At 67.5% G+C, this 11,555-nt stretch carries 10 protein-coding genes; 5 read left to right on the top strand and 5 right to left on the bottom strand.

Going from position 1 to position 11,555, the window contains the following annotated elements:
* The first annotated feature begins 35 nt into the window (after positions 1-35).
* Both Q0D93_RS08995 and Q0D93_RS09000 read left to right on the top strand, forming a co-directional pair.
* Positions 36-1,013, top strand: coding sequence for a glycosyltransferase family 2 protein (locus Q0D93_RS08995; RefSeq protein WP_294393093.1), 978 nt, complete (start codon positions 36-38; stop codon positions 1,011-1,013).
* Entirely contained in the window at positions 1,013-1,741 is a 729-nt protein-coding gene (locus Q0D93_RS09000; protein WP_294393095.1) for a class I SAM-dependent methyltransferase, read from the top strand. Before Q0D93_RS08995 ends, Q0D93_RS09000 begins: the two co-directional genes overlap by 1 nt.
* Here the strand turns inward: Q0D93_RS09000 and Q0D93_RS09005 are convergent.
* Positions 1,675-3,282: a hypothetical protein gene (locus Q0D93_RS09005; protein WP_294393098.1), complete on the bottom strand. Its 1,608-nt coding sequence runs from the start codon at positions 3,280-3,282 to the stop codon at positions 1,675-1,677. The two genes, Q0D93_RS09000 and Q0D93_RS09005, sit on opposite strands and share 67 nt — an antisense overlap.
* 59 nt (positions 3,283-3,341) lie before the next feature.
* On the opposite strand from Q0D93_RS09005, the gene Q0D93_RS09010 reads away from it, so the two are divergent.
* Entirely contained in the window at positions 3,342-4,904 is a 1,563-nt protein-coding gene (locus Q0D93_RS09010; protein WP_294393100.1) for a hypothetical protein, read from the top strand.
* Here the strand turns inward: Q0D93_RS09010 and Q0D93_RS09015 are convergent.
* The 3 genes from Q0D93_RS09015 to Q0D93_RS09025 form a co-directional block, all read right to left on the bottom strand.
* Complete coding sequence (locus Q0D93_RS09015; RefSeq protein WP_294393102.1) at positions 4,867-6,201, bottom strand: cystathionine gamma-synthase family protein; 1,335 nt, start codon at positions 6,199-6,201, stop codon at positions 4,867-4,869. The genes Q0D93_RS09010 and Q0D93_RS09015 overlap by 38 nt on opposite strands.
* Before the next feature lie 144 nt (positions 6,202-6,345).
* Positions 6,346-6,648 carry a DUF3297 family protein gene (locus Q0D93_RS09020; protein ID WP_294393104.1) on the bottom strand — a complete coding sequence of 101 codons (303 nt, stop codon included), beginning with the start codon at positions 6,646-6,648 and terminating at the stop codon, positions 6,346-6,348.
* 93 nt (positions 6,649-6,741) lie between these two features.
* On the bottom strand, positions 6,742-8,067 hold the full coding sequence (locus Q0D93_RS09025) for a dihydroorotase (protein ID WP_294393106.1): 1,326 nt from the start codon (positions 8,065-8,067) through the stop codon (positions 6,742-6,744).
* Positions 8,068-8,188: 121 nt separating this feature from the next.
* Here Q0D93_RS09025 and Q0D93_RS09030 point away from each other — a divergent pair, with 121 nt between their 5' ends.
* Entirely contained in the window at positions 8,189-8,947 is a 759-nt protein-coding gene (locus Q0D93_RS09030; RefSeq protein ID WP_294393108.1) for a folate-binding protein, read from the top strand.
* 192 nt (positions 8,948-9,139) lie between these two features.
* Entirely contained in the window at positions 9,140-9,979 is an 840-nt protein-coding gene (locus Q0D93_RS09035) for a PEPxxWA-CTERM sorting domain-containing protein (RefSeq protein WP_294393110.1), read from the top strand.
* A gap of 124 nt (positions 9,980-10,103) precedes the next feature.
* On the opposite strand, the gene Q0D93_RS09040 is transcribed toward Q0D93_RS09035, so the two are convergent.
* Positions 10,104-11,288: a trypsin-like serine protease gene (locus Q0D93_RS09040; protein WP_294393112.1), complete on the bottom strand. Its 1,185-nt coding sequence runs from the start codon at positions 11,286-11,288 to the stop codon at positions 10,104-10,106.
* Positions 11,289-11,555 lie beyond the last annotated feature (267 nt).

Consider the following 11,555-nt stretch of genomic DNA (forward strand, 5'->3'; position numbering starts at 1 on the left):
CCACCCTGCCCCGAACCGCGCCACAACCGCCGGCCATGGCTGCTCCCGCCGACCATCCGCTGATCTCCGTCATCGTGCCCGTGAAGGACGAAGAGGAAGCGATCGCCCCCTTTGTCGCGCGCATGACGGTGGTGCTGGACGCACTGCGCGACACGGACGGCAGTTCCGTGGCGTGGGAAATCCTGTTCGTCGACGACGGCAGCAGCGACGCTACCCTGCCGGCGATCATGGCCGCCAACCTGCGCGATCCGCGCATCATCGCCGTGTCGCTGTCGCGCAATTTCGGCAAGGAAGCGGCCCTGTCCGCCGGCCTGGACAATGTGCGCGGCGCGACGGTGGTGCCGATCGACGTCGACATGCAGGATCCGCCCGAGGTGATCGGCGCCATGCTCGACCAATGGCGCCAGGGCTACGAGGTCGTCTACGGCGTGCGCCGCAACCGCAGCACCGATTCGCTGCCCAAGCGCCTGACCGCCGACCTGTATTACCGCGCGCACAACTGGATGAGCGAGGACAAGATCCCCGAACATGCCGGCGACTTCCGCCTGCTCGACCGGCGGGTGGTGGAGGTGATCCGGGCGATGCCGGAACGCAACCGCTTCATGAAGGGGCTGTTCGCCTGGGGCGGCTTTCGCCAGACGGCGGTGGAATATGACCGGGCCGAGCGCACCGTCGGTGGCACCAAGTTCAACTATATCAAGCTGTGGAAGCTGGCGATCGACGGGCTGACGTCCGCCTCCACCGCCCCCTTGCGCATCTGGTCCTATATCGGCTTCGGCATCGCCGCCTTGGCGATGGTCTATGCCCTGTTCCTGATCGCGCGCACCATCCTCTACGGGGTGGATGTCGCGGGCTATGCCTCCATGATGGTGGCGGTGCTGTTCCTGGGCGGCGTGCAGTTGCTGTCGCTCGGCATCCTCGGCGAATATGTCGGCCGCATCCTGATCGAAGCCAAGGGCCGGCCGATCTACGTGATTCGCGAGCGGATCGGGCAAGCGGGCGAGCGCGACTGATGGAGCGCCACGTCTACGACCGCATGGCCCAGATCGACCGCGACCATTGGTGGTTCGTCGGCCGCCGCAGTATCCTGACCGCGCTGATCGAACGGTTCCGGCCGCGCCCCACGCCGCTCCGCATCCTGGAAGTCGGCTGCGGCACCGGCTCCAACATCGCCATGCTGCAGGGTTTCGGCCAGGTGGACGCGATCGAGCCCGACGACGATGCGCGCGCCTTTGCCGCCAGACGCACGGGTCTCGCCATCAAGGGCGGCTACCTGCCCGACGTGCCGCTGCAGGACGGCGCCTACGACCTGATCGTGCTGCTGGACGTGTTGGAACATATTCCGGACGATCATGGCGCGCTCGCCGCCTTGCGTTCCAAGCTGGCGCCGGGCGGGCGGCTGCTGCTGGCGGTGCCGGCGATGCCGTCCTTGTGGAGCGGGCATGACGTCGCCCACCATCACCAGCGCCGCTATACTCGCAGGACGCTGGAGGCGGTGGTGACCGCGGCCGGCTTTCGGGTGATCCACCACACCGCGTTCAACACCCTGCTGCTGCCGGCCATCGTCGGGGTGCGGCTGGTCAACAAGCTGCTGCGTCGCGAGGGCGGGGACGAGGATGCGCTGCCGGCGGCGCCGGTCAATGCGGTGTTGAGCCGCCTGTTCGGGTGGGAACGCTACGCCGCCGTGCGGGGCCTGCTGCCGGTCGGCGTGTCGCTCGGCCTGGTCGCCGAATTGGCCTGAGGCGGGATTACGCGGTAGAGGATGCCGCGCCCCTCCCCGGTCCAGATCGGCACCAGCCCAGGAAAGCTGTTCCACCGCGCGCGCGGCCAGTTCACCACCCAGGCATAGTCGAAGGCGTCGCGCGGCAGGGTGTTCAGCGCGTCGGGATAGCGTTTAGCATGCCGTTGCCGGCATCCGGCCGGACGCAGAATCTCGGTCGGGTCCTCGGCAAAGCCCTTGGCCGGCGCATATTTGATCCGCACCAGCTGCGCGCCGGGATCGGTCCACTGGCCGTTGACGAAGGCCCCGCGCCGGACGATCGCCATCGCGCCGAGATGGTCCATCCGGCTGGTCACCCAATAGGCCGTACAGCGTAGCGCCACCTGCACGAACACGCGGCTGCCGGGGCGGACATGGTCCAGGGCCTGCAATTGCTGCTCGTTGGCATGGCTCTGCGCGGCAAAGCTCCTGGTCAGCAGCGCGATCCGCCCGACGAAGATGGCGGTGGCGATCCCCGCCACGATCGCCGCCTCGCGCCGAGACCCGCTCTTCAGCGCCAGCGCCGCAAGCGCCACCACGAACAGATAGGGCGCCAGCCGCATGTCGGCGTAAGCCGATCCGAACAACATGCGCGGCAGCAGGATATAGGCCGTGATCAGCATCACCGTGGCGATGCCGAGCGTGCGGTTCATGCGCAGCCACAGGCCGAACAGGCCAAAGACGATGACGCAGAACAGCAGGTAGACCGTCCCCAGGTCGACCGTCATCCATGTGTTGCGCAGCGCCGAAAGCGCATAGACATATTTGGCGTGCCAATCGAACCAGCCGGTATTCGCCCCCCGGGCGTCACCGGTGCGCCACAGCACCATGAGCAGCACCGGCGGCGCCAACGCCAGGCAGGCGAGGCCGCCATGCCAGATGCTCTGCGCGATGGTGCGGCCGCTGTCGCGCATCCGCACCGTTTCCGCCGCGAATGCCAGCAGCGACAGCACCGCCCAGCCGAAGATGTGGGCGACCGTCAGCAGCAGGCCGATCGGCACGAACAGGGCGATGCGCAGCCGCCACCGCCCCTGCCGCCCCAGCCTGAGCCACAGGGCAAAGGCGTTCAGCGCCAGCGCCATGGACAACAAGAAGTTCACGAATCCCCAGATGAAAGGGAAACTGTAGGCGAGCGACAGCGCCAGGATCGTCGTCGGCGGCACGCGCCCATGCGCCTCATGCGCGATCCACAGGATGCCGCTGGCCGTCAGTGCGGCGATGCCGATCACGATCAGCTTCACCGCAAGCTCCAGCCCGAACAGCGGCGCCAGCGGGATCACCAGCAGGTCGACGCCGAGATTCGCGATAAAGCCCCATTCGAAGCTGAAATAATCGCGCCGCAGCGGATCGGACCCGTCCGCCAGCATGATCCGGTATCGCCCCATATGTTCGGGCAGGTCGGTCAGCGGCGGCACGGTGGGCAGGATCAGCGGGATGATCGCGATCACCACCAGCAGGGCCAGGAACCAGCGGCTGTTCCACCATCCTGCGGGGGTTTCGATAATAGGCGCGGAGCGGAACATTCCCCGCCCTTATGGCGCAGCCACGCCCCGCGACAAGGGGGCGCGCGCAGGCTAAGGCCATGGACATGCGCCGCCGCCTGCCTGTTCTGCTGCTTGTCACCGGGATCCTGGTCGCCGCGCTGGGCCTGCGCCTGTGGAAGATCGGCGGCGAACCGCTGTGGCTGGACGAGGCGTACAGCGCCTATGCGGCCGAGCACGGCTTCGCCTTTCTGTGGCAGATGGTGCCCCGCTACGAAACGCATCCGCCGGTCTATTACTCGCTGGTGCGGATCTGGACCTTGCCGTTCGGCAACGGGCTGGTCGCCTTGCGGATGCTGGGGATCGTCGCCGGGCTCGCCACCTTGCCGGTACTCGCCTGGGGCGCGCACGAAGCTGCCCGGCTCCTCCGATGGGATGCGGTCCGGGCGCGTTGGCTGGCGCTGGCCGCCTTCGGCCTGGGCAGCGTGTCGATCGCCATGGTGGAGATGGCGCGGCAGGTGCGGCCCTATCCGGTGATGATCCTGACCTATGCCGCGGCGACGGCGCTGCTGATCCGCCTCGCCAGGCGGCGGGCGGCGGGGCTGCCGATCGGCGGCCGGGGTCTCGTCGCCTATCTGCTGCTGGTGGAATCGATGTTGTGGCTCCACAATCTGGACCCGCTTTACGCGGTTGCGCTCACCCTCGCGCTGGCGATCGGGATACTGCATCCGGGCCTGTCCCGCCGCGACTGGGCCTGGCTACTGATCGGGCACGTCGCCGTGGCACTGGCTTACCTGCCGGGACTGCTGATCCTGGCGGGACAGGCGCCGACCTGGATCGGAACCACATGGCTGCGTTTCGGCTTCACGCCGACCTTCTTCGCCCGCGTGGCGACGCTCTACGCGGCGCAGGGCTGGCCGGTGCTGCCCGCCGCGTTGCTGGCCGGTATGGCGGTCGCGGTGCTGGCGCGCCAAGGCGACGGCAAGCGGCTGGCCGCCATGCTGCTGGTGCTGGCGCTGCTGCCGCTGGCTTCGGCGATCGGCATTTCGGTGTGGATCACACCGGTATTCATCACCCGCACCATGACGCCGGTGGCGGCGCCCGCCATGCTGCTGCTCGCGATCGGCGCGGTGGGGTGGAGCGGCGGCTGGTTACGGATCGGCATCGCCGCGGCGGTGATGCTGGGCGGGGCCATGTTCGGCGCGGGGATGCAGGTGCGGCAGGCCGGCCCGATGGAGAATTGGTACGGCACGATCGCCTGGCTGCAGCGCTACATCCGCCCGGGCGACGTGATCTTCGCCTATCCCAATGAAGGCGCGTTGCCGCTGGCCTTTGCCCTGCGCGACAAGGGGCTGGCCTATCCCATCCGCCCCATACCCGGTCCGGTGCCTAGCTTCGCCGGCCCCGGCGCGTATTACCCGACCGGCAGCCGGGGCGTGGTGTCGCTCTCGCCCGCCCGGCTGCACGCCATTGCGCAAGCGCCGGACACGCGCGCCGTTCCCACCATCTGGCTGCTGCGGCTGGGCGCGTCGGGCTATGATCCCGGCGACGTCTTCTTCAACGAACTCCACCGCGGACGTTATGTGGTCCGCTGGTGGAAGTCCGACGCGATCGACCTGGTCGGGCTCAGACGGCGGCCAGCGCCTGCTCGAAATCGGCGATAAGGTCGTCCGCATTCTCGACGCCGATCGAGATCCGCACGAGGTTGTCGCCAATGTCCAGCGCCGCCTTGCGGGCGGGCGCGACCGACAGGTGGGTCATGCCCGCGGGATGGCTGGCCAACGTCTCCGTCCCGCCGAGACTCACCGCCAGCTTGGCGATCTTGAGCGCGTCGAGGAAGCGGAACGCCTCCGGCTCGCCGCCTTTTAGATAGAGGGAGAAGGTCGACCCTGCCCCGCTGCAATGACGGCGGTAAATGTCCGCCTGGCGCGATCCATCCTCCAGAAAGCCGAGATAGCCGACCCGCTCGACCTTGGGATGGTCGCGCAGAAAGGCGCAGACCTTGGCGGCATTCTCGCCCGCCCGGCTCATCCGCAGCTCCAGCGTCTCCAGGCTCCGCAACAGCATCCACGCCGAATGGGGATCGAGGATGGTGCCGATCGTGTTGCGCATCGCCCGGATCGGGTCGATCGCCGCCTTGGAGCCGACCGCGCCGCCGGCCACCAGGTCGCTATGCCCGCCCGCATATTTGGTCAGGCTGTAGAGCACGATGTCCGCGCCATGGGTCAGCGGCTGCTGCCACAACGGCCCCAGAAAGGTATTGTCGATCACGATCAGCGGTTTCTCATCCGCGAACCGTGCGTCGCGCGCGGCCGCCACCGCCTCCACATCGACCAGCGCGTTGGTCGGGTTGGCGGGGCTTTCCAGATAGATCAACGGCACGCGGCCGGTCGCGGATGCCTTGTCCAGCACCGCCTCGATCTCCGAGCGCGTGGCGCCCGCCGGAAAGTCGAGCCACTGCACGCCGAACCGGCCCAATATCTTGCCGATCAGCGTCTCGGTCGCGGCATAAAGCGGCGCCGAATGGACGATGGTGTCGCCCGGCCGCACCAGGGCGAGCAGCACGGTGGCGATCGCCGCCATGCCGGAGGAGAAGGCCAGCGCCTCCTCCGCCCCTTCCCAGATGCCGAGCCGGTCCTCCAAGATCTCCTGGTTGGGGCCGTTGAAGCGCGAATAGACCAGTCCCTCGGCACCGCCGGGCCGCTGGCCGGTCACCCCTTCGAAGTGACGCTTGCCGGCGGCTGCGCTCTCGAACACGAAGGTGGAGGTGAGGAAAATGGGCGGCTTCAGCGCGCCTTCGGACAGCGCCGGATCGAAGCCGTGCCCCATCATCAAGGTGGCGGGGCTCAGCCGGCGGCCGCCGACCTCCAGCATCTGCTGCTTGGGCCGGCGGCGCGTATCGACGCCGCTCAGCTCCGCTTCGGTTTCCGGCGTGCCAGCCAGTTCTTCGGGCGCGCTCATGCCGTTAACGGAAGAAGAACAGGTACAGCAGGATCACCAGACCCAGCGGAACGCCCAACAACCACAGGATGATCGCACGACCCATCGTCACTCTCCAACATCACGCTGCTGAGCGGAACACAGCGGAGCCGTAACGGACGGGCCTCAGGCCTGTTCCCCCTCCGGCGCGCTGCTGCGGAAGAAGGGTTCCACCGTGCCGTTCAGCTTCATGGTGAGCGGATTGCCCTTGCGGTCGCGGGTCTTGGCCATGGCCACCCGGATCCAGCCTTCGGCCATCGAATATTCTTCTACGTTGAACCGCTCGGTCCCGTTGAAGATGATGCCGATGCCGCGCTGCAGGGCATCGCCATCGAAGTGCGAACTGCGCGGGTCGATCGACAGGCGATCGGGCGGGGTGGTCGCGGCGGCAGTGGTGCCGGTGTCGGTGCTGCTGGTTTCGTCGGTCATGTGGTCCCTCTAGACCACCAACCCACCCCAAGTCACCGCCTCAACACAGGCAAGGCCGCAAGGACATGCGGCCCGTCCGACGCCGGGCCGCCCTTATTCCCAGGCCGCCTCGTTGAACCGGACGGGCCGGCCGACCGCCTGCGTCGCCAGTCCGCCGTCGCGCATCACCACATGGCCGCGCACGATCGTGCCGACCGGACGCCCGGTCACCTCCATCCCGGCAAAGGGCGACCAACCGCAGCGCGACGCCAGCCAGCTATCCTCGATCGTCCACTTGGCCTTCAGGTCGACCAGCGTGAAATCGGCGTCGTAGCCGGCCGCGATCCGCCCCTTGCCGGTCATGCCGAACACGCGCTGCGGCCCGGCCGACGTCAGCTCCACCAGCCGTTGCAGGGTCAGCCGGCCGTGCGCGACATGGTCCAGCATCAGCGGCAGCAGGGTCTGCACGCCGGGCATCCCGCTCGGGCTTGCGGGATAATCCCGGGCCTTTTCCTCCTTGGTATGCGGCGCGTGATCGGAGCCGAGCACGTCCGGCACCCCCTGGTTCAACCAATGCCACAGGCCGTCGCGGTGCGCGCCCGACCGGATCGGCGGGTTCATCTGGGCATGGGTGCCGAGGCGCGGATAGGCCTCCTCCCCCGCCAGCGTCAGGTGCTGGGGCGTCACCTCGCAGGTGGCGATGTCCTTGTTGCGCGCGATCAGCTCCAGCTCGGCCGGGGTGGTGATGTGGAGGATGTGGATCGGCCGCCGCGCCGCCCGCGCCAGCCCCAGGATGCGGCGCGTCGCCAGCAGCGCGCTTTCATCGTCGCGCCATACGGGATGGCTCGACGGATCGCCCGCCACCCGCTCCCCCTCGCGCGCGATCATGCGCTCTTCATCCTCGGCATGGATCGCCACGCGCCGCCGGCCGGACGCCAGCACCCGCGCAAGCGACTCGTCCTCCGACACGAGCAGGTCGCCGGTGGACGATCCCATGAAGATCTTGACGCCCGCCGCACCCGGCAGCCGCTCCAGTTCGGCCAGCGCGTCGGCATTGGCGTTGGTCGCGCCGACATAGAATGCATGGTCGCACCACATGCGGTCGCGCGCGCGGGTGACCTTGTCGGCCAGGGCCTCCGCGGAATCGGTGTTGGGCTTGGTGTTCGGCATCTCGAACACGGTGGTGACGCCACCCAGCACGGCGGCGCGGCTGCCGCTTTCCAGATCCTCCTTGGCCTCCAGCCCGGGCTCTCGGAAATGGACCTGGCTGTCGACCACGCCGGGCAGCACGGTCAGGCCGGTGCAGTCGATCGTCTCGGCGGCGTCACCATGCGCCCCGATCTCCACGATCCTGCCGTCGCGCACGCCGACATGGGTTTCGGCCGGACCGCCGGGGGTCCACACGATGCCGTTCCTGAGGAGAAGGTCGTAAGTCGCCATCGCATGCTCCGTCGTTCCCCGCGCGAAAACGGGGGTCATGTCGCGGTTAGCCATAAGCCGCGACCGGCGACGGAGCGACGATAAAGTGGCAAGCGGCGGCGGCGCGCCTACATGAAGGGCCATGTCCGTCGATGCAGCCGCCACCACCCTCGCCGATCGCGCCCTCCTCCGCCTGTCGGGCGAGGATGTGCGCGGGTTCCTGCAGGGCCTCGTCACGCAGGACGTGAGCGGCGCCTTGCCGGTGTGGACCGGGCTGCTCACCGCCCAGGGCAAAGCGCTGTTCGATTTCCTGGTCTGGGCGGATGGCGACGACCTGCTGATCGATTGCGAGGCGGATCAGGCGGACGCCCTTGCGCGCCGCTTGACCCTCTATCGGCTCCGCCGCAGGATCGCGATCGGGCGCGACGCGGATCTGGCGGTGCATTGGGCGGCAGAGGGTGATGCCGGCGTGGCCGACCCGCGCCTGTCCGGGCTCGGCCGCCGCTGGATCGCGCCACCGACTGTGCCAGTGGACGGGTGGCACGCGCACCGCCTGTCGCTTGGCGTTGCGGAGGGCCTTGCCGAACTCGGCTCCGACAAGATCCTCTGGCTGGAAGCGAACGCGGCCGAGCTGAACGGCGTCAGCTTCACCAAAGGCTGCTATGTCGGGCAGGAAAATACGGCGCGCATGAACTGGCGGCAGAAAGTCAGCCGCCGGCTGGTGGTGCTGCGCGTGGCGGGCGACCCAGGCGAGGCCGCCATGGCGTGGCACCCGGCGCTCGGGCTGGCGGTTGCCCGGCTGCGGGTGGAGGAGATGGCCCGCTGCACCATGTTGGGCCCCGTTTCCGCCCGGCCGATCGTGCCCGGTTGGCTCGACGCGATATCAGCCGAGCAGCGTTAACGCTCTATTTGCTACGTTAACCTTCAATAAAGTTGCGACCTGGGGCGGCGCGGCATAGCCAGCGGTCAAGGCAGAGTCGTCGGATCCGCGCCATGCGCGCGTACCGGCGGGCAACAGACCAAAAACATCCTCCATCAATCCACAATTATCGGGCTCGCGATGCGCACCATGCGTCGCGGCAGAGGAGTTGTTATGCCTTGTCCTGCTTCGCTGCGCACCCTTGGTGCCACCATCGCCGTCGCCGCCGGTCTGACCTTTGCATCGGCCGCTGCCGCCACCACGACGTTTACCAATTACACCTACAATTTCACCAATGCCGGCAACAAGACCGGTACCCAGGTCTTCACCGGCAACAGCAAGACCGGTAGCAAGCTGAACGTGAAGGTTTCGGCGTGGCATGCCACGCCGGATACCGCGTGGAACTGGAACAGCTGGAGCTACAAGCCGAACGGCAAGGACAGCGTCACCACGGCCAAGCTGGCGACGATGCAGGGCTACGGCCTGGGCGTGCTATATGGCAACGACAGCAGCGCCAACGGCACGCACCAGATCGACAATGTCGGCGGCGGCACGGATTTCATCATGCTGCAGTTCGACAAGGCCGTGACGCTCAGCAGCCTCAGCCGCAACGTCTATGCGATGCGCGGGGTGACCTGCTGCGACAGCGACGCCAGCATCTATGCCGACGTCAACCATCTGCTGGGCGACGTCACGTCCAAGAGCGACATCAACCTCGGCAAGTACAAGCTGACGGAATCGGCGTTCACCGACGTGGCCGGCGGGTCGCGCGGCAGCATGACCTCGATCCTCGGCACCCAGTCGGCGTCGGTGTGGCTGATTTCGGCCGCGCTGCATCAGAGCAATGACGGCTTCAAGCTGGGCGGCCTGACCGTCGCCATGGCCGACGCCCCGCCGCCGGCCGCCGTGCCGGAGCCCGCAAGCTGGGCGATGATGATCGTCGGCTTCGGCGCGGTTGGCGGCTCGATGCGCGGCCGTCGCCGCACCCTCGGCACCGCCACCGCCGCAGCCTGATACGTTTGGGACGCGAACAGGGCAGCCGGCCTCATGCGGGGTCGGCGGTCATGATCTGCCCGGACAGACAAAAGGGCCCGCTCCTGATGGAGCGGGCCCTTCTTGTTGGACGTGGAGAGGCGGCTCAGGCGGTCGCCGCTTCGCCCTTGCGACGCCGGCCGCGCATCGCGCCGCCGAGCAGGCCGAAGCCCAGCACCAGCTGGGTCCAGGTGCCCGTTTCCGGAACCATGGCGGACTGGATGAAGTCCTTGTGGATGAAGGTCGGCACGAAGCCGTTGAACTCGCCCCAGCTGCTGTTCAGTTCGTCATCGGTATCGCCATAGAATTCCCCGAAGCTGAGCCCGTAGGAGTTTACCGACGCGACCAGGCCATCGACGAAGCCGGGCCCGCCGGAATCGCCGCCGGCGATGCTGACTTCGGTCTTGCCGACGCCCTGATCGCAGAATTTGGGGTCGAAGCGCGTACCCGCCGCCGCCAGCGCGACGAGGCAGCCGGTGTCGTTCCGCAGGAACCCATTATCGAAATCCGAAACATAGGAATAGTCGATGTCCGCCGTGCCGCAGAACACGTTCTGACCCGGCGAGCAATTGGGATCGTTGGGGTCATACTCCGTGAAGAAGTTGTTCAGATCCTTGTCGCCCAGGCGGTAATCGTAGCGATTGTCGCCCTGGCGGAGACGCCCGGTGCCGAGATTGTCGCCCACTGCGCCGCCGACGTCCGACCGTCCCCCATAGCCGGCGACATTGTAGTCGAGCCCGGTCAGGTCCTTGCCGGTATAGATGCCGTAGCTGGTGGCGAAGGTCGGCGCCATCTGGCTGAGGCGCAGCACGGCGATGTCGTTCTGGTCGATCACCTCGCCCGTATATTTCGGGTTCACGATCACCTTGGAAATGCCGACCTGGGTGATGCCCTGTACGGGCTGCCCGCCCAGATAATCGGCATAATAGACCGGATCGGACGCGTTGCCGTCATAGAAGAAGGCCGAAACCTTCTGCGGCCCCTTGGTGCCGTAGCCGCCGCTGACGCAATGGCCGGCAGTCAGGATCGAGCGGCGGTCGTTCATCAGGCTGCCCGAGCAGACGAACGCGCTGCCGTCGTCATATTCCATCACCAGCCCGACGACGCCGCGGTAGAACGGCGTCTGCGCCAGATAGGCCGGATCGCCGCCCCCGACGATGGTCGCGGTGGAGGTCTGCCCGACGATCCGGCTGGACGCGGTCCAGGATATGCCGTGCGCCGTCCCTGAAATGGTCTTCGCCGCCTCTGCGGACACCGAAAAACCCGCCACCGTGATGGCGGCAGCCGTCATCAAGACGGCTTTGCACTTGGACACCATGATCGTCCCCCTTCCCCTCGGCGCACACAAGGCCTCGATCGCCTTGGTTAACGCAACATTAAGGATGGTGGATAGCCGCGCACGGGCCGTCAATCGGCATTATCACCGTTCCGGCATTGGGCGGAGATTGTCGCAAAAATGACGCACTGCCCACCAGGGGGTGAGCAGTGCGCGAGGGGACATTATGCTGCGGTGCAGACTGCGCGTGGTGCCATCCGGGCGGCATCCAGCCGCCCGGTC

The sequence above is a fragment of the uncultured Sphingomonas sp. genome, assembly GCF_934560975.1.
Lineage (GTDB): Bacteria > Pseudomonadota > Alphaproteobacteria > Sphingomonadales > Sphingomonadaceae > Sphingomonas_I.

Coding starts and splice junctions, on each gene's coding strand:
- Q0D93_RS08995 (WP_294393093.1), top strand. CDS start 36: ATGGCTGCTCCCGCCGACCATCCGCTGATCTCCGTCATCGTGCCCGTG.
- Q0D93_RS09000 (WP_294393095.1), top strand. CDS start 1,013: ATGGAGCGCCACGTCTACGACCGCATGGCCCAGATCGACCGCGACCAT.
- Q0D93_RS09005 (WP_294393098.1), bottom strand. CDS start 3,282: ATGTTCCGCTCCGCGCCTATTATCGAAACCCCCGCAGGATGGTGGAAC.
- Q0D93_RS09010 (WP_294393100.1), top strand. CDS start 3,342: ATGGACATGCGCCGCCGCCTGCCTGTTCTGCTGCTTGTCACCGGGATC.
- Q0D93_RS09015 (WP_294393102.1), bottom strand. CDS start 6,201: ATGAGCGCGCCCGAAGAACTGGCTGGCACGCCGGAAACCGAAGCGGAG.
- Q0D93_RS09020 (WP_294393104.1), bottom strand. CDS start 6,648: ATGACCGACGAAACCAGCAGCACCGACACCGGCACCACTGCCGCCGCG.
- Q0D93_RS09025 (WP_294393106.1), bottom strand. CDS start 8,067: ATGGCGACTTACGACCTTCTCCTCAGGAACGGCATCGTGTGGACCCCC.
- Q0D93_RS09030 (WP_294393108.1), top strand. CDS start 8,189: ATGTCCGTCGATGCAGCCGCCACCACCCTCGCCGATCGCGCCCTCCTC.
- Q0D93_RS09035 (WP_294393110.1), top strand. CDS start 9,140: ATGCCTTGTCCTGCTTCGCTGCGCACCCTTGGTGCCACCATCGCCGTC.
- Q0D93_RS09040 (WP_294393112.1), bottom strand. CDS start 11,288: ATGACGGCTGCCGCCATCACGGTGGCGGGTTTTTCGGTGTCCGCAGAG.